The sequence below is a fragment of the Clostridium sp. JS66 genome (assembly GCF_033561535.1).
Classification (GTDB): Bacteria; Bacillota; Clostridia; order Clostridiales; family Clostridiaceae; genus Clostridium_AM; species Clostridium_AM carboxidivorans.
In genome coordinates this window covers 4,803,856-4,822,478 of the sequence record NZ_CP131467.1, presented here as the reverse complement: position 1 = coordinate 4,822,478, position 18,623 = coordinate 4,803,856, and the positions used below count along the sequence as shown (strand labels likewise).

The 18,623-nt window shown below is 29.7% G+C and carries 16 protein-coding genes, 1 tRNA gene and 1 riboswitch; of the genes, 10 read left to right on the top strand and 7 right to left on the bottom strand.

The window, feature by feature from the left end; genetic code table 11:
* Nucleotides 1-82: 82 nt before the first annotated feature.
* Both Q6H37_RS22175 and Q6H37_RS22170 read right to left on the bottom strand, forming a co-directional pair.
* Entirely contained in the window at nt 83-3,139 is a 3,057-nt protein-coding gene (locus Q6H37_RS22175; RefSeq protein ID WP_318736671.1) for an efflux RND transporter permease subunit, read from the bottom strand.
* Between the two features lie 15 nt (nt 3,140-3,154).
* The gene (locus Q6H37_RS22170) at nt 3,155-4,438 is read right to left on the bottom strand and encodes an efflux RND transporter periplasmic adaptor subunit (protein ID WP_318736669.1); all 1,284 of its coding nucleotides are present in this window, start codon (nt 4,436-4,438) and stop codon (nt 3,155-3,157) included.
* Between the two features lie 195 nt (nt 4,439-4,633).
* Here Q6H37_RS22170 and Q6H37_RS22165 point away from each other — a divergent pair, with 195 nt between their 5' ends.
* From Q6H37_RS22165 to Q6H37_RS22150, 4 genes are all read left to right on the top strand, one after another.
* Nucleotides 4,634-5,275, top strand: a complete 642-nt coding sequence (locus tag Q6H37_RS22165; RefSeq protein ID WP_318736668.1) for a TetR/AcrR family transcriptional regulator — start codon at nt 4,634-4,636, stop codon at nt 5,273-5,275.
* A gap of 215 nt (nt 5,276-5,490) precedes the next feature.
* Nucleotides 5,491-6,495 (top strand): asparaginase, encoded by a 1,005-nt coding sequence (locus tag Q6H37_RS22160; RefSeq protein WP_318736666.1) that lies wholly within the window; start codon nt 5,491-5,493, stop codon nt 6,493-6,495.
* Between the two features lie 130 nt (nt 6,496-6,625).
* A riboswitch (TPP riboswitch) is annotated at nt 6,626-6,734 on the top strand.
* 72 nt (nt 6,735-6,806) lie between these two features.
* Nucleotides 6,807-7,394: a thiamine phosphate synthase gene (locus Q6H37_RS22155; protein WP_318736665.1), complete on the top strand. Its 588-nt coding sequence runs from the start codon at nt 6,807-6,809 to the stop codon at nt 7,392-7,394.
* A 63-nt stretch (nt 7,395-7,457) separates the two neighbouring features.
* A tRNA-Ser gene (locus Q6H37_RS22150) sits at nt 7,458-7,548 on the top strand.
* 85 nt (nt 7,549-7,633) lie between these two features.
* Here the strand turns inward: Q6H37_RS22150 and Q6H37_RS22145 are convergent.
* Genes Q6H37_RS22145 through Q6H37_RS22135 form a run of 3 tightly spaced genes read right to left on the bottom strand, consistent with a single transcriptional unit; the run spans nt 7,634 to nt 10,345 of the window.
* Nucleotides 7,634-8,389: an aminotransferase class IV gene (locus tag Q6H37_RS22145; protein WP_318736663.1), complete on the bottom strand. Its 756-nt coding sequence runs from the start codon at nt 8,387-8,389 to the stop codon at nt 7,634-7,636.
* 17 nt (nt 8,390-8,406) lie between these two features.
* The gene (pabB, locus tag Q6H37_RS22140) at nt 8,407-9,756 is read right to left on the bottom strand and encodes an aminodeoxychorismate synthase component I (protein WP_318736662.1); all 1,350 of its coding nucleotides are present in this window, start codon (nt 9,754-9,756) and stop codon (nt 8,407-8,409) included.
* A 4-nt stretch (nt 9,757-9,760) separates the two neighbouring features.
* A complete protein-coding gene (locus Q6H37_RS22135; RefSeq protein ID WP_318736660.1) occupies nt 9,761-10,345 on the bottom strand; it encodes an aminodeoxychorismate/anthranilate synthase component II in 585 nt (194 codons plus the stop codon).
* A gap of 598 nt (nt 10,346-10,943) precedes the next feature.
* Here Q6H37_RS22135 and add point away from each other — a divergent pair.
* A complete protein-coding gene (gene add / locus Q6H37_RS22130) occupies nt 10,944-11,969 on the top strand; it encodes an adenosine deaminase (protein WP_318736658.1) in 1,026 nt (341 codons plus the stop codon).
* 34 nt (nt 11,970-12,003) lie between these two features.
* On the opposite strand, the gene Q6H37_RS22125 is transcribed toward add, so the two are convergent.
* On the bottom strand, nt 12,004-12,528 hold the full coding sequence (locus tag Q6H37_RS22125) for a DUF1256 domain-containing protein (RefSeq protein ID WP_318736657.1): 525 nt from the start codon (nt 12,526-12,528) through the stop codon (nt 12,004-12,006).
* Between the two features lie 276 nt (nt 12,529-12,804).
* On the opposite strand from Q6H37_RS22125, the gene Q6H37_RS22120 reads away from it, so the two are divergent.
* Nucleotides 12,805-13,446: a DUF5105 domain-containing protein gene (locus tag Q6H37_RS22120; protein ID WP_318736656.1), complete on the top strand. Its 642-nt coding sequence runs from the start codon at nt 12,805-12,807 to the stop codon at nt 13,444-13,446.
* 87 nt (nt 13,447-13,533) lie between these two features.
* Here Q6H37_RS22120 and Q6H37_RS22115 read toward each other — a convergent pair whose 3' ends face one another.
* Nucleotides 13,534-15,285, bottom strand: a complete 1,752-nt coding sequence (locus Q6H37_RS22115; RefSeq protein WP_412523881.1) for a stage V sporulation protein D — start codon at nt 15,283-15,285, stop codon at nt 13,534-13,536.
* Nucleotides 15,286-15,703: 418 nt separating this feature from the next.
* On the opposite strand from Q6H37_RS22115, the gene thiS reads away from it, so the two are divergent.
* From thiS to thiH, 4 genes are read left to right on the top strand one after another with little or no spacing between them, the layout of a single operon-like run.
* Nucleotides 15,704-15,811 carry a sulfur carrier protein ThiS gene (gene thiS / locus Q6H37_RS22110; protein WP_318743109.1) on the top strand — a complete coding sequence of 36 codons (108 nt, stop codon included), beginning with the start codon at nt 15,704-15,706 and terminating at the stop codon, nt 15,809-15,811.
* A 1-nt stretch (nt 15,812) separates the two neighbouring features.
* Nucleotides 15,813-16,622, top strand: a complete 810-nt coding sequence (gene thiF / locus Q6H37_RS22105; protein WP_318736654.1) for a sulfur carrier protein ThiS adenylyltransferase ThiF — start codon at nt 15,813-15,815, stop codon at nt 16,620-16,622.
* A 15-nt stretch (nt 16,623-16,637) separates the two neighbouring features.
* On the top strand, nt 16,638-17,408 hold the full coding sequence (locus Q6H37_RS22100) for a thiazole synthase (RefSeq protein WP_318736653.1): 771 nt from the start codon (nt 16,638-16,640) through the stop codon (nt 17,406-17,408).
* A 13-nt stretch (nt 17,409-17,421) separates the two neighbouring features.
* Nucleotides 17,422-18,582, top strand: coding sequence for a 2-iminoacetate synthase ThiH (gene thiH, locus Q6H37_RS22095; RefSeq protein WP_318736651.1), 1,161 nt, complete (start codon nt 17,422-17,424; stop codon nt 18,580-18,582).
* Nucleotides 18,583-18,623 lie beyond the last annotated feature (41 nt).

Below are 18,623 nucleotides of genomic sequence, written 5' to 3'. Positions count from 1 at the left end.
ATGGAAGTAGAAATTATTTTCTTTTTTCCATGCAGCTAAGCATAATTACATTGAATATTTTTTTATATATGACATGATATTTCTAGTTAGCAGTAATTTCCTTACTTTTTGCTTTTTCTTCTAATTTAGTATTTATCATAGAATAAATTACAGGTACTACTATAAAGGTTAGAAATGTAGCTGTCAAAAGTCCACACATCATGGCAACTGACATAGGTCCAAATAGTGCACTGCCTGAAAAAGCTAGTGGTATAAGTGCTGTAATAGTTGCTGTAGAACTCAATATTATAGGCCTAAATCTTTGGCTTACAGCATGCATACAAGCGTCATCTATAGAAAAACCATTTTCTCTAGCATCATTTATATATTCAATAAGAAGTATAGCATTTCTTATAACTACTCCAATTAAGCTTATTATTCCCATAAAGGCTGTAAGTGACAAATTCATTCCAAAAGCATGAAGTCCTATTGAAACGCCTATAAGTGACAGAGGCAGAGAACACATTATTACAAGTGGTTGTATAAATGATTTGAATTGAACAAACAAAAGTACATAGATTATTACCAAAATAAGTACTCCAGCGACGCCAAGACTTGTAAAGTATTTACTTATTTGAGCTTTTTCTCCGTCGTATATAACTTTTATTGGATCTAAATTCATTCCATCTATTTTTTGCTTTAATTCATTTTCTATATTAACAGAATTATATCCACTTTTAACATCACTATAAACGGTTATAGTTCTATCTTCCTTATAATGTGTTATTTTATCTACTTCTGAGTTAAGTTTAATAGATGCTACCTCATATAAAGGTATTTTGTTTTTGATAATACTTGATTCAATGTATAAATTTTTCAGATCTTCTACAGATGAAATATTTGTTTTAACCATAATATCATACTCACTACCATTTTTTCTATAAGTAGATGCTTTATATCCTTTAAGTGCAATATTAATTTGCTGTAGAACATCTGACTTCAATAGTCCAAGTTGTGATGCTCTATTTTCATCTATATTTACTTCATATTCATAAGTTTTTTTTGCAGCATCATCTCTTACATTCATAGTTCCAGGCATATTTTTTAACTGTTGTTCTATTTTTTCAGAAGCTTTTTGAATCTGATCTAAATCATCTCCAGTAAGTCTTAAACGTATTGGTGCACCTATAGGCATTGCTTCTTCAAGTTGCTTTACTGTAGCTGTGCCACCTGAAATGTTAGTATCTATTTGTTTTTGTATATATTCTACTAATTCTTGCCTTGTTTTAAACCTCTTTGATTTATTTAAATCTACTTTTACCATGATTTGAGCTGTATTGTCAGCAGGTGCAACTGTAGCTAATGTTACATAAAACTTAGGCATACCACCGCCTATAGCTGATGTGTAACTTTTAACTTCTTTTTCCTGTTTTAATATGCCTTCTATTTGATTTACTAATTTACTAGTATTTCTTATATCTGTAACTTTTTCATTTGAAACATCTATATATATTATATCTTTATCTACATAAGGAAAAAGCTGCATTCCAAGGGTTTTCATTAAAATCAATGCTGCTGCAAAGACAGCTAAAGCTGCTGAAATAATAGTCTTTTTATGCTTAAGTCCATATTTTAAAAGATGCTCAAACATCATACGAATTGGATTTGTCCCTTTGTTTTCTTTACTCTTTTTAAAAAACAAGGAAGACATAGCGGGAGTTACAAACAATGCACATAAATATGAGCAGATTACACATATTATAACAACCTGTGGCAGACTTTTTAAAAACTTACCAACTACTCCTGATATGGACAGTAGAGGCAAAAAGGCTCCTACAATAATTAAGGTAGAGGTGAATACTGGTATAAACAGCTTTTTTATACCAATAAATGCTGCCTCACTTCTTTTTAATCCCTCATCTATTCCAACTTGTACAACATCACCTATTACTATAGCATCATCAACAAGTATACCAAGAGCTATAATAAGTGCTGTAGTCGACATCTGTTCAACTTTTATTCCAAGTGCATACATAATGATAAAATTCATGCATATTGATATGGGTATAACTGTAGAAACTACCATTGAATTTCTAAAACCCATACCTATTAGTACTGTTATAATTACAAGTATTATTCCATCTCTAAGATTCTTCATAAAAAACGAAACGGAATTGCTCACATCTTTAGGCTGAAAAGTAACCTCATCTATTTTCAGATCACTTGGCATTCCTTTTTTTATTGTATCTAATTTTTTGTTTATATCATTTCCTATTGGAATTATATTTTTATTTTTTTGAAAATAAGTTGCCAGTAATACTGCATTTTGTCCATTATCAGTAAATTTGTAAGTAGAATCATTATCATAGTCCATATATACTTTTGCTATGTCCTTAATCCTTATAGTTTCACCAGTACTGTTTGAAATTCCTATAACAGTATTTTCTATATTATGTAATGAACTAAACATACCAGGTGTGTTTACTTTTATTTTACCTGTAGCTAAATTTAAAGATCCTGATGGTATGTCGACATTTTGTGCACCTAATATAGTACATATATCTTTTACAGATACCTCGTACTTATTTACCTTGTTCCAATCCACCTCTACATTTATTTGTCTATCCTGTTTACCTTTTACGTCTATTCTAGAAACACCATCAGTATCACGAAGTTGTTTCTTTATATCATCAGCATAATCTCCTAATTGTTGGTAAGAGTAATTATTACCTGATATACTTATTATAATACCAGCTGTTTCTGTAAGATTAGTATTAATTTCACTATCTCTACATCCACTAGGAAGATCTGATTTTAAGTCTTTTATTTTATCTCTTAAATCTCTCCAGGCTTTATCTTCATCAGCGTTGTTGTTTAAATTAATAATAACTATGGAAGCATTACTTTCCGAATAAGATTGTACATAGTCGCATCCATCAACTTCTTCAGCTTTTTGTTCAACTTTTTTAGTAACCAACTTTTCTATATCACTAGGTGAAGCACCTGGATAAACCGTAGTAATCATGGCTGCTGGAGATTCAACATCTGGGGTTTCTTGCTTTGAGATGCCACTATAACAGTAAAAGCCACTAACTATAATTATAGCCACTAAAAATAATACGATTTTTTTATTTTTTATAGCTGCTTTAATTAATCCCATATTATATATCTCCTTTTATTTAATTGTAACCTTGTACCCTGATTTTAGATTTTTCATTCCTTCAATTACAAGCTTATCTCCATTTTTTAGACCTTCTACTGAAACTTTATCTTCATTGGTATCACCTAGAGTTATATTTTTTTTAACAGCATGTCCATTTTCAACTACATAAACATAATCCTCTCCATCGTTTAAAACTGAGTTGATTGGGATAGATATAGAATTTGTTTGACCCATATCTATATAAACTGTTGAAGTTTCACCTACATAATATTTGCTAGTATCTATGGGAGTGGAAAGATTAATTTCAGCACTATATGTGCCAGATTTGCTGTCTGCTAATTGAACTATATTTATAATTTCTCCCTGTGCTTTATCATCACCAATATTTACTTGTGCTTTTGTTCCAATCTTTACTTTTTTTACATCATCTTCTGATAGACCTACTGTAATAACTTGTTTTTCACTTCTAAATAATATTACAGGATTGCCTGCTTGCTGCATTTCTCCTTCTTTACCTAATACATCAACAACATAACCATCCATATCTGCAGTCATGGATGCATCGTTTAGTATATTTTCTTTTGATTCGTAATCTGCTTTTGCTTCATTTAATTGACCCAAAGTTGCCTGTTTATCTTCAGGTCTAGATCCTTTTTGCAACTGCTGTAAACTTTGCTCAGCACTATTTAATGAGTTTTGAGCATTGTCCAATTGAAGTTTTGAATCATTTAATTGCTGGCTTGAAATAGCACTTGACTGATACAATTTAAGATATTTATTATATAAATCCTTATAATAATTACAGCCATTTTGTGCATTTTTTACAGCTATTTCGGCCCTATTTATATCTTCTTGTTGAGTTCCATTTACTGCCTTATCATATTGTGCTGAAGCTTCATCCACTTTAGATTTAGAAGCCTGTGCTGCAAAATTTAAATCGGTTTTATCAAGTTCAGCCAATTTTTCACCTTTTTTTACATGTTGACCTTTTGATACATATATTTTCATGATTTTGGCTGAGCTTTTAAAAGATAATTTTCTGACCTCGCTGCCTCCAGTTAATCCCTGATATTGAAGTGTCATAGGAAAACTTCCACTCTTAATTTCCATAGTTTTTACTGGATAACTTTTGGTAGTAGTTTCTTTTTCAGTATTCTTTGAAAAAACTGTAAAATACGCTGTTAATGCAACAATAGCTAAAATAGTTATAGTAGATAGAAATATAATAGATAAATTTTTTCTTGTTGCAGTATTAGATAATTTATTTTTTATAATGTTAAGAATTTTGTTTGACATAATACACCTCCTAATGCGAGAATGATAGGTCGCGACTGTATGGTCAACATAGAAAATTATATCATTATGTGCTTTTTGATGTCAATGCTAGAAAACTTTTTCACAAATGTTATAATTATTATTGATAAGATTATATAATTAGAAATTCATTACTTAAGTTATATTAATTATGAAACTACGAAATTAGGAGTGGTGATGTTGCCAAATAAGACTTTTTTTAATTTGCCCCAAGAAAGGCAAGAAGAAATTATACAAATATCTATTGGAGAATTTGCAAATCATGATTTTGATTCAGCTTCTTTAAATAGAATTATAAATAGTTTAAAAATTGCTAAAGGAAGTTTCTACAGGTACTTTAATAACAAAACAGATTTGTATATTTTTCTTATTGATTATACTATAAAGAAACAGTTGGATTATATAACTGATTTTGAAGCTGAGGAAGAGCATTTAGACACTATAGCTATAGCAAAAAAACTTGTACTACATGTGTTGCAATTTGATTTTATATATTACAATTATGCTAATTTTCTTTTTCATGCCTGCAAAAGTGAGCAATTTAAATCATATTTGCCAATGAGACGCAAAGAATTTATAGATATAGTAGATGTGTTTCAAAATAAAAAATTGATACGCAAGGATTTAGATAAAAGTATTATAATTTTTTATATATTTAGAAATATGATACTTTTAAGAGATTTTATTATGGAAAAATTAAATATACCAGAAACAGAATTTTCTAAAGGATATATTACATATAAAAAGCATGAAAAATCTATAAGTGAAATTACAGAAAAATATTGTGATTTATTATTGAATGGTATAAAACAGAAATGATTTAAGAATTCAAATACGAATTGATAAAATCAATATATATAGTAATTGGATAATTATTTTCATTACTATTTTAATATATAAAATGCCTATCCTTAAACATTATTAGAAGCATATAAGGAATATTATTGGTAATATGTGAAACATTCTGAAATTTAGAGGAATAAGCTATATTATGAAGAATGTTAAATAATCCAATAAAATTAGGGGGGATAGGTGTGTCTGAAATACTTGTGAATGTAAAAAGAGGATCTATAGTAGAAAGCTTGCATAGAGGTGATATAGCTGTAGTTAATAATGACGGAAAACTTTTATATTCTATTGGAGATCCATACAAGGTTACTTATATGAGGTCAGCAGCAAAACCAATTCAAACTTTAAATGTAATCCTAAGTGGTGCAGCAGATAAATTTAAGTTTACAGATGAGGAAATTTCTATAATGTGTGCTTCCCATTATGGTGAAGATTTTCATAGAAAAACAGTTGAAGGCATAATGAAAAAAATAGGATTGTCTGTAAATGATCTTTTATGTGGAACTACGTTATCTTTAAATGAAGAGTATAAGAATCAGCTTATATGGGATCACGTAAAACTAAATCCTACAAATACTGATTGTTCAGGAAAACATGCAGGTATGCTTGCTGCATGTATTTGCAAGGGTTATGATGTAAAGGATTATAATTTGGAACAACATGTTATACAAAAAGAAATAAAAAAAGTAGTAGCAGAAATGTGTGGTATAGATGAGAAAAAAATATTTATAGGAACAGATGGATGTACGGTTCCAGTATATGGTATTCCTCTATATAATATGGCATTTGGATTTGCAAAGCTGGCCAATCCAAATAATTTGTCTATAGAATATAGAAATGCTGCCAACAGAGTATTTAAGGCTATGAATAATGCACCTGAAATGATAGCAGGTACTAATGGATTCTGTACAGAACTTATAAAAAATACTCATGGTAAGCTAATAGGTAAATTTGGAGCAGAAGCAGTTTATTGTATTGGAATAAAAAATATGAACATTGGTATAGCAGTAAAAATAGAAGATGGAAATAGTAGTAGAGCATTATATCCAGTAGTTATTCAATGCCTTGAAGATTTAAATGTTTTAGATGAAGAAGAGAAAAAGGCTTTAAATAAGTTTAAAATAATGAAAAATTTAAATAATGTAGGAAAAAGTGTTGGAGAAATAAAGCCTGTTTTTAATTTAAAATAACAGTATATATAAAAATAATTTTAACATCACTGGAAAATTGATGATTAGCACATAATAAGGCTAGATTTAAATGAAATTGACTTTATTTTAAGCTTATGGTAAATTGATGCTAAAATGTGTTGACAAATTAATATAAGTTAAGGGGAGTTCATAATAGTGGACTGAGAGTGGAATGATATTCATTATCTTCATAACCTGATTTGGGTAATAACGACATAGGGAGAAGAATTATAGATTTTAAGCACAAATTCTCTATGAATTTGTGCTTTTTACGTTTTGATATGATTTTAATAAAAGGTGGTGGATAAGCTTTGTTTAATTTAAAGGAAAATAAAAAAATATATGTAGTTACAAATAGGCATTTAATAGAGCAGAGCAGCAATCTGTGTGAAGTAATAGAAAAATGTGCATTTAAGGGTGCAGATGGTGTTATATTAAGGGAAAAAGATTTAGAGTATGAAGCGTTAAAACATTTAGGTGAAAAAATTAAAACTATAACAGGTGAATATAATATTCCTTTAATTATTAATGGAAATATTAAAGCAGCTCTAGATATAAATGCTTATGGATTTCATACAAGCTTTGAAAACTTTAAAAATATGAAAAGCAATGAAAGTATTTGTAAAAAAATTGTTGTGGGGGTATCTGTTCATAAAGTAGAAGAAGCAGTGGAAGCAGAAAAGCTTGGTGCAAGTTATTTATTGGCAGGTCATATATTTGAAACAGACTGTAAGTTGGGGTTAAAAGGAAGAGGAATAGAGTTTTTAGAAAAAATATGTGAAAGTGTTACTATACCAGTTATAGCCATAGGAGGAATAAATGAAGATAACATAAAAAAAGTTTTAAGTACTAAAGCTTATGGAGTGGCTATTATGTCTTCGGCTATGAAAATAGGATAAAAATTAAATTTAAAAAAGTGTTGACATTTAATCATATGGTTGTTATAATTATAAATGTTCTTTGGAAAGATGGTCGAGTTGGTTTAAGGCACCGGTCTTGAAAACCGGCGTACGGGTGACCGTACCTAGGGTTCGAATCCCTATCTTTCCGCCATAGAAAACACCTAATTATATTTTAAATATAGTTAGGTGTTTTTATTTTAAATTACTTAATAAAATAAGTTATAGGCTGCCTTGCTTTAATATTTATTTAAATGTTCTTTATAAACTTTTCTTATTTCCTCAATAATACTATAGTCGTTAAAATTTCTATTGCAAATATTAGAAACCTTCATTATTCCCATAAGGCTATTAGTTAAAAAAACACTATCTGCGGACATTAAATCCTCCTTGTTGAATTTACCTTCAGTAACATCAAAGTTATTTATTATAAACTTTCTTACTGTACCTTCAAGTAATCCACATTTTTTATGTGGAGTATATATTTTTTTGTTCTTGATAAAAAATACATTAGAGATACTTCCTTCAGTTAGCTTATTGTTGGTGTTGAAAAATAATACTTCATTATATCCTTCATTAATACATTTTTCGTGCTCTAGTATATTTTCTAAATAATTTAAAGATTTTAGATATGTAAGCTTAGAAAATTCATTTTTTTTAACAGAACTTATTTTAGCTTTAAATCCTTTATTATATTGTTCAACAGTATAATTATTTTTTTTAGTAGTAAATAATACATTTTTTTCTGTAACTACTAGCTTTAACACACAATTGCTGCAGTGAAGTTTTTTTACAGCATCTATAACTTCAGCTTCAGTAATTTTTTTATCTATTCCTATAATGGAAAGCCCATTATTTATCCTAAATAAATGATCCTCAAGAAAAATTGGTATATTATTTACAAGCATTGTTTCAAAAAGTCCTCTTCCAAAATAAAAACCACTATCTAAAAGTAAATTCTGATTTTTTGATATTTTGCCATTTAAAAGTATCATGAACTCAAATCTCCTTTTCATAGTACATTCATCAAAGCCTTAGCTTTATCCAATGTTTCATTATATTCAGACTCATTTTCGGATTCCCAGGTAATTCCTCCACCAACACCTAAATAAGCCTTTTCATCTTTTATAAGTATAGTTCTGATAACTATATTTAAGTCTGCATTACCATCAAAACCTAAATATCCTATAGAACCTGTATAAATATTTCTTCTAGTATTTTCTAATTCCTCAATTATTTCCATAGATCTTACTTTAGGGGCCCCTGTTATAGAACCACCAGGAAAACATGCCTTTATACAATCAACTGCTGTGTATTCTGTTTTTAATTCTCCAGTAATAGTTGATACTAAATGAAATACCGTACTGTATTCTTCTAATTTAAAGAGTTCTGTTACTTTTACAGAATAAGGCTTACAAACCTTACTCAAATCATTTCTCTCCAAATCTACAATCATTAATAATTCAGACTTATCTTTTTCACTATTTATAAGTTCTTGCCTATTTTTTAAATCTTCTTCTTTATTTTTTCCTCTAGGTCTTGTACCTTTAATAGGTCTTGTTTCAACAACGGTATTCCTTATTTTTAAAAACCTTTCTGGAGAAGAAGATACTAAACTAAAATCTTCAACATTCATCAATGCAGCAAATGGAGCTGGATTTATATGTCTTAAATTTTTATATATTTCATAAGGTTCTTTTTTTGTTTTGCAACAAAATCTTTGAGTTAGATTAGTAATATAAATATCTCCATTTCGTATGAACTGTCTAACCTTTTCTACTGTTTCAATGTATTTACTCTTACTAAAGTTTGATGTGAATTTGGTATCACTTTTGTAAATTTCTCTATATATGATCTTGCTTCCTGATATTATTTTATGTTTTATTTTATATATGCTTTCTTCTTTGGAATTTAATATACCAAGGGAAGTGATATAAGTTTTCTTTTTTAAGTTATCTACTATAACTGCATTGTCATAGAAGTAAAAATAGCAATCTGGTATTTTTACTTCTTGCTTAGCTGTTATAGGGAGATCTTCTATAACTCTTCCTAGATCATAGGAAAAGTAACCCATGGCTCCTGCAACATATGGGAGTTCTGTGTTATTTTCAATTTTACATCCATTGATAAGTTTATTAAGCTCTTGAAATGGATCAGCATTAAATTCCTTTCCATTTATAGTGCAAATATGATTTTCATACTTAAAAGTAGTAAATGGTTTTAGTCCTATAAATGAGTATCTACCCAAATTTTCTGTGCTCATACAACTATCCAAAATAGTAACTGTTTTATCATCCTTAAATAACGAGTAAATATCGAAAGCATCTAAATTTGTATTTATTTCTTCAATCAAGAAATCCATATCATTACCTCCTGTTAAATATTTTTGATTCTTCTATAAAATTTTTTAGCATTTTATGTCCACATTCTGTTAGCTCTGCTTCAGGGTGAAATTGTACTCCTTCAACAAGATATCTTTTATGTCTGATTCCCATTATAATTCCATCAGTGGTTTCACAGGTTATATTAAGGCATTCAGGAAGTGTATTCCTATCTATTATTAATGAATGGTATCTTGTAACGTTTACTGGATTTTTAAGTCCTTTAAATACTCCTATATTTTTATGATGCACTTTGCATACTTTACCGTGTATTGGTTCTTTGCCCTTTATTATATTAGCACCAAAAGCATATCCAATACATTGGTGTCCAAGACATATGCCCAAAATGGGAATTTTATTACTAAATTTTCTAACTACGTTTGTACAAATGCCCGATTGGTCAGGAGATTTAGGGCCTGGAGAAATTATAATTCCTTCTGGATGCATTTTATTTACATCTTCTAAAGTTAATTTATCATTCCTATAAACTTTAATATCTTCCTTTAATTCTTCTAAGTATCTTACTAGGTTATATACAAATGAGTCATAGTTATCAATCATAAGAAACATAGATTTTCACTCCTTAACATTAAAATATATTGTTATTAAAATTTCATTTGTATTTTAATTAGAATATACTCTTTATCTTTTAATAGAAAAATCTATTTATTTAAAAATAATAAAGACATATAGTGCATTTTATTTATCCAATTACACCAAACACAAACACACCATTTCTCTTTACGAAAAGAGAAATGGCAGTAGAATTCTCTAGATTTAACTAGCTAAGAATTCTTATATTGTGTATACTAGAACTTTTGAAATTTAAGATTTTAAAGTTCTAGATGTACATAGGTTATTTAAACCTTGGATAAGTTTATACACTATATGCCTTTATTTTTTTATATCATTATTGATAAGAATATAAATTGAAATTCTAATAACTTATAAATAGTATACCATAGTGAAATAAATCATAGCAATATGAAAACAAATGCATGAAATTGTTTTGCATTAAGTAATTTATATATAAAAAGTTATAATAATGATTTTGTATTAGTGACATTACTGTTATACTCATATAATATAATTTGTAATTAGTAGTTATATGTTTTTTATAGAATTGATTTATTATAAATGTTATTATATTAGAAAGAGGTGAAGTAAAATGGATTATAACAAAATAATTAAAAATCTCCCTAAGGTAGATCTTCACTGCCATTTAGATGGAAGTTTAAGACCACAAACCATAATTGATATTGCTGTGAAGGAGAATATAGATATTCCAACTAAAGAATTAAAAGAATTTGAGAAGTATGTAAAGGTCTTTGGAGAATGTAATTCTTTAAAGGATTATTTAGATAAGTTTGAATTACCAATTAAAGTTATGCAAAATAAAAAAAATATATATAGAATAACTAGTGAACTTTTAGAAGATGTTTCAAAGAATAATGTAAAATACATAGAAATAAGATTTGCACCTTTTAACCATATACAAAAAGGACTTAAAGCAGAAGAGGTTATAGAAGCTGTTATTGAAGCTATGGGAGATGGAAGAAAAAAGTATGGAGTTATGTCAAATCTTATTTTGTGTGCCATGAGACATGAATCTGTAGAAAGCAGCAAGCGTTTAGTTGAAATAGGTAAGAAATATCTAGGAAAAGGAGTAGTAGCAGTAGATTTAGCAGGTAACGAGCATGATTTCCCTCCAGAAATTCATAAAGAAGCTTTTGACTTAGCACAAAAATATGGATTTCATTGTACAATACATGCAGGAGAAACAGGCATAGAGAAGAATATAATAAAGTCAATTGAATTGCTCCATGCAGAGAGAATAGGACATGGAGTATATGCTTTTAAGGATGAAAGAGTAGTTGAATATTTAAAAGATAAACAAATACCTTTAGAAATGTGTATAACAAGTAATATTGATACTAAAGCGGTTAAAGCCTATGAATTGCATCCTATAAAAAAGTATTTGGATGAAGGATTGGTGGTAACTGTAAATACAGACAATATGACAGTTTCTAATGTATCTCTAAATGATGAGTTTAATCATTTAGTTAAAGAACAAAATTTTACTTTAGAAGATATAAAGAGGGTAGTAAAGAATGGAATAGAAACTTCTTTTGCTTCTGAGGATGACAAAAATATATTGAGAAAGCAGTATGAAAAGGCTTTAGAAATATTATAAGTAGAATAGAGGAGTTAATTTAAACTTCTCTATTTTAATTAACAAAGTTTTTGGCTTTAATTATAGAATTACAAACAATCCTAGAAAATTTATAAACGTCATTAAAGCTAACTTTTTTATTAAGCAGCAGATATTGAAGTTTTTCTGATACGCTGCACATAATACTACTGTGGCCTATTGAAGGCATGTTTTTACCTAAGGCAGAACCTGGAGTTATACCACCATTTTTTAATAATATCATTCCAACGTCATCTTTGAGCGATAAAATAGAATCTATAGCTAAAATATGCTTTTCCTTTTTTTCTATATGTGGGAGTTTACTTTTGATATTTATAGAATTAATTGGAGAATCTAATGTGCCATATACTTTAATATTCAAATCTTTTTTGTTTTCTTCAATAAGAGTGCCTGTAAAGGGACCAATTAGATCCTCTATGCAATCATTTGTACCTAAGCATATTATAGCAGTATCTTTATTTATAAGATTATTATGTATCAATGCTTTGACTATTATATTCTCAGCACAAGGAGACGTTAATTTAACTTTGTCTACAATCATAAATATCACCTTTGTATAATAAGTATTTAAAAATGTATAGTTATTATTCCCTATAATACTTAAGTTATTAACAAGTGGTTTATATATATGCTAACATAGTATAAGTATAGCATTTGACAGTATTTTGATTTGTAAAAGATTTAAATTAAATTCAATATTGAAAATAATGATAAAATTTACATAAACATGTAATGAACGAGAAAATATTGACGAAATATACATTATGTGGTATATTAACAGAGCAATAAAATATATATAATTTTACAGGGGGTAACTATGAAAAACTTAAAAAGAAATTTAGCAATATGTATGAGTTTGCTAATGATTCCTTTAATGCTAATGGGATGTAAACCTAAGGTAGGACCTGATGAAACTGCAAAAACTTTGGTTGAATTTGCTATTAAAGGAGATCAAAGTGGTGTATCAAAAATTGGAGTATCTCAAAGCGAAATTAATGATGCTGTAAAGGCTGAAAAAGATGATTTCCTCAAAGAAATAAAAAGTAGTTTTACAACTCAAGGATTAAATGTTACAGATGCACAGGTGAATGCAATTTATAACGCTGTTATGGATGATTTTAAAAAGGTTACAGTAACTACACAAGTTGCATCACAAAATGACAAAACTGCTGAAATAAAATTAAAATCAACTTATTTTGATTTAGAAGCAATTTCTGTAAAGGCTGCTAATAATGTTATTGCTCAATTTAAAGATTCTCAAATAGCAGATGAAAAGGAACGTAAAACAAAAGTAACAGATGCTTTTGTTAAAAATTTAATAACAGAATTAAAAAATGCTAAACCATCGGAAGCTAAAGAGAAAACTTTTAAATTTGTGGTAAAGGATAAAGTTTGGTTACCAGAAAATGAAAGTCAATTCTTTTCAGATGTAGCTAAATTAGTTTCTGGTCAAAAATAAAATCTTATTAGGATTTAGGTTAAATATTAAGGGACTATCTTATACACATATTTTATATGGTATTAAGAATAGTCCCTTTGTTATATACTAGTTAGCAGGTTTATCCAGTGATAACTGGCCTTTCATTATCATATAATTAAATATTTGACTAAAAAGATCCTTGGCTACTGGAGCAGATACTTGACTGCCATAGTAGTTTGATGGATCAGGTTCATCTACTGAAACTAGCAAAGTAATTTTAGGATCATCTTCAGGTGCCATACCAGCGAAGGAAGAAAAATACTTATCACTTTCGTAGCCACCGCCCTTTGGATTTGCCTTTTGAGCAGTTCCTGTTTTACCTGCAATGTGATAACCATCAATAAAAGCATTATGTCCAACTCCTGTAGGCAAGCTTACAACTTTTTCTAAATAAGTTCTCAAAGTAGCAGCAGTATTAGAATCAAGAATTGATTTTTTACCAAGGTCAGTAAAGGTTTTATCTACTACTGGGTTATTATTTTCATCTGAGTGAGTTATTTGCTTCATAATATGAGGTCTTATCCAAGTACCACCATTTGCTACAGAATTAAAAGCAGCTAAATATTGGACTGCAGTAACTGAAAGGCCTTGTCCAAAAGCTAAAGAAGCCAAGTCAAAATTAGTTAATTTGTTAGGATCTTTAACTATACCATTAGACTCTCCTGGTAAATCAATACCTGTTTTTTGTCCAAATCCAAATAAAGAAACATAATACCCTAAACGTCCTTTGCCTAGCTGCAATCCTAATTGAACAAATCCTACATTACAGGAATTTTTAATTATGTCAACAAAACTTTCTGCTCCATGACCATTTAAATTCCAGCAGTTAATAGGATACTTGTCTACTTTTACACTACCATTACAGTAAAATGAACTATTTTCATTTGCTACATTTTCTTTCATGGCTGCATAGGAAGTAATTACTTTAAATATGGAGCCAGGTTCAAAAGCACTTTGTACAGCAATGTTTTTTACAGCATCATCAACAGATTTTACGGCATTTCCTTTTGAATCTTTACCTGGATTGTTTGGATCAAAGTCTGGTTTATTTACCATAGCTAATATTTCACCGGTTTTAGGATCCATTACAGTAATGGTAACTGACTTAGCTTTGTTATCAGTTAAAGCCTTTTGAGCAGCTTTTTCTGCTATGGATTGAATGTTCTCGTCAATAGTTAAGACAAGATCTTTACCGTTAACAGGAGCCTTATAATCCGAATTACCATAAGGTAATTGAGTACTGTTTCTATCTGCTTCATAAGTAGTACGCCCAGGAGTTCCAGATAACTCTTTGTCATAATTTAATTCTACACCAGAAACACCTTTGCCTTCTAAATTTACATAGCCAAGTACTCCAGCTAAAAAGTTATTATTAGGATAATACCTTTTTGAATCAGAGGAGATAATAATGCCTCTGATGTTTAATTCCTTTATTTTATCTACCTGAGGTTTATCAATACCTCTGGCTAGAATAGCAAACTTTATTGGAATTCCATTAGAGGAGGTTCTATTTAAAGTATCAGATAGTTTATCAGTGCTAGTGTTTAGTATAGTCGATAACTTTGCAGCAAGTTGTTCCATTGACATTTTTTTATTTATTAAGCTTTCTCTTAATGTAACCATATCAAGATCCACTCTATAGGCATTCATGCTTACAGCTATTTCCATACCATTACGATCTAGTATTCTACCTCTTCTGGCAGGAATTTCATAATCGTTTGTCCATTGATCTAGGGCTTTGGCTTTATAAACTGGAGACTTAATATGCATGATATAAAAAAGTCTTCCTACTAAACCTAAAAATATAAAAATTAGCATAACTAGTATAAAAAATGATTTTTTAGATGATTTGTTTTTTTTCTTTTGTACCAGAATGGTTACCTCCTTTTTAAATGATGCTTTTTAGCAATCATATAGTGTTATAAAACTATTATAAGATATAATCCACAAAAAAGCATAAAATATAATAAAAAACTTAATAAATTATACTGTATTAAATTTAAATTGACCATAATTTACTAAAATGATATAATAACAGCATAATAATATAATGAAATTTAGAGTGTGAGGGTCACACGAAGGGGTACACCACCATGGGTGTAATTTCTTCGTGTGGCCTTTTTGCTTGATGTAAAAGAGGTGATTAAGTGATAAAACTAAATGAAAAAGAAATAAATAATGCTAATGATACATTTTTGGACAAGCTTCTTATTAGTGAAGGTATTCACTTCAAAGAATTGCTGTTGAATTAAATGGTGATATAATACCAAAATCTCAGTATGTTAACAAAGAGGTTAAAGATGGTGATTTTATCCAAGTAGTTAGTTTTGTAGGAGGAGGCTAATATGAATCTTTATGTGAATGGAAAAAATAGAACAACAGAATGCTGTTCATTATGTTCATTAAAAGAAGAGTTATTTTCAGAAGTTTCTAATATTATTATGATTTACAATGGCTTTCAAACAGAAAATGACATTATGCTTAATGAGGGAGACAGTGTATCTTTTATAGAAAGAGGTGCTATGCCTTCAGAAGATGAATTGGAAGCATTGATGATGGCTAGACATACACCATTTGTACATGAAAAAGTAAAGAGAGCAAGAGTTGCAATTGCAGGTCTTGGAGGTCTAGGTTCAAATGTGGCAGTTGCTCTTGCAAGAACTGGCATAGGTCATCTTCATTTAGTAGATTTTGATATAGTAGAGCCAAGTAATTTAAATAGGCAGGCATATAAGATAAGGCATTTGGGAATGAAAAAAACAGAAGCATTAAAATCAGAAATTAAAGATACTAATCCCTATATTAAAGTTTCTATTGATAATGTAAAAGTTACAGAAGGAAATGCTATTTCTTTATTTGAAAATGATCCTATTGTTTGTGAAGCCTTTGATAGGGCTGAATATAAAGCAATGCTTATAAATACTTTATTGGAAAAGCAATCAGAAACTAAATTAGTGTCAGCATCTGGTCTAGCAGGCTATGAAAGCAGTAATTCAATTACTACTAGAAAGGTTTTTAATAATCTCTATTTATGTGGAGATAGGAAAAGTAATGCAGAACCAGGAAGAGGTCTAATGGCTCCTAGAGTAAGTATTTGCGCTGGCCATCAGGCTAATATGATTTTGCGACTAATTTTAGGTGTGGAAGAAGTCTAAAGGAGGATATAGATAATGGAAAATGATAAATTAATAATCGGAGGACATGAATTTTCATCTAGATTTATTTTAGGTTCAGGAAAATATAATTTGAATTTAATTAAGGCAGCAGTAGAAAATGCTGGTGCAGAGATAATTACTTTAGCAGTAAGACGTGCCAATACTAAAGGTAGTGAGAACATTTTAGATCACATTCCTAAGGGTGTAACTTTACTGCCTAATACATCAGGTGCAAGAAATGCTGAGGAGGCAGTTAGAATTGCAAGATTGGCGAGAGAATTAGGATGTGGAAGCTTTGTAAAAATTGAAGTCATTCATGATTCAAAATATTTGCTTCCAGATAATTATGAAACAATTAAAGCTACAGAAATTCTTGCAAAAGAAGGATTTGTAGTAATGCCATATATGCATGCGGATTTAAATGTAGCTCGTGATTTATACAATGCTGGAGCAGCTTGTATTATGCCTTTAGCGTCACCAATTGGTTCTAATAGGGGATTGAGTTCAAAAGATTTTATAAAGATACTTGTAGATGAAATTGATCTTCCTATTATTGTTGATGCAGGAATTGGACGTCCATCTCAAGCTTGTGAAGCTATGGAAATGGGTGTTGCAGCTGTTATGGCTAATACTGCAATTGCAACTGCTGGTAATATTCCAATGATGGCAGGAGCTTTTAAACAAGCTATTGAAGCAGGACGTACAGCATATCTTTCTGGTTTAGGACGTGTACTAGATAAGGGTGCATCTGCATCTTCACCATTAACTGGATTTTTGGCGGAATAGGAGGAATGTATTTATGGATGAACAACGTACAAATCATATGGAATACATGCCAGGAATGGAAGTATTGGAGTCAAATGTTATGGATCAAGTCATAAGTAGTATGCATGCTTATGATTACAATAAATATACAGCACAAGATGTAAAGAGAGCATTGCAGCGTGAATACCGTACACCAGAAGATTTTGCAGCATTGTTATCTCCTGCAGCTGAAGAATTTTTAGAAGAAATGGCTAGACTTGCAAAAGAGGAAACAAGAAAGCATTTTGGCAATTCTATTTATATGTTTACTCCAATATATATTGCTAATTATTGTGAAAATTACTGTATTTATTGTGGATTTAACTGTCACAATAAAATAAGGCGTGCTAAATTGAATTCTGAAGAAATAGACAGGGAAATGCAGTCTATAGCTAAAACAGGTTTAGAAGAGATATTGATTCTTACTGGAGAAAGTAAAAAAATGTCAGATGTAAAGTACATTGGAGAAGCTTGTAAAATAGCACGCAAATATTTTAAGTTGGTTGGATTAGAGGTATATCCAATGAATTCTGATGAATATGAATATCTTCATAAATGTGGTGCGGATTTTGTTACTGTATTTCAAGAAACCTATAATTCGGACAAATATGAAACTCTTCATTTAGCAGGACATAAACGTATATTTCCATATAGAGTTAATGCTCAGGAAAGAGCTTTAAAGGGTGGTATGCGTGGTGTTGGTTTTGCAGCTTTACTTGGACTAGATGATTTTCGCAAGGATGCCTTTGCCACGGGAATGCATGCATATTTTCTGCAAAGAAAATATCCACATGCAGAAATAGCATTTTCATGTCCAAGGCTAAGACCAATTATAAACAACGATAAAATAAATCCTAAGGATGTTCATGAACCTCAGCTTTTACAGGTGATTACAGCATATCGTCTCTTTATGCCTTTTGCAAGTATTACTATTTCTACAAGAGAGTGCGAAAGATTTCGTAACAATGTAATTGGACTAGCAGCTACTAAGATTTCAGCTGGGGTAAGTACTGGAATTGGAAGTCATGTGGAAGAAGTAGAGGATAAGGGAGATGATCAATTTGAAATTGCAGATACAAGGTCTGTAGATGAAGTGTATCAAGCAATTAAGGAGCAAGATTTACAACCAGTAATGAATGATTATGTTTATGTATAAAAGTTCATAATTGACAGTTGAAGGTTGTTTTTTCCTCAACT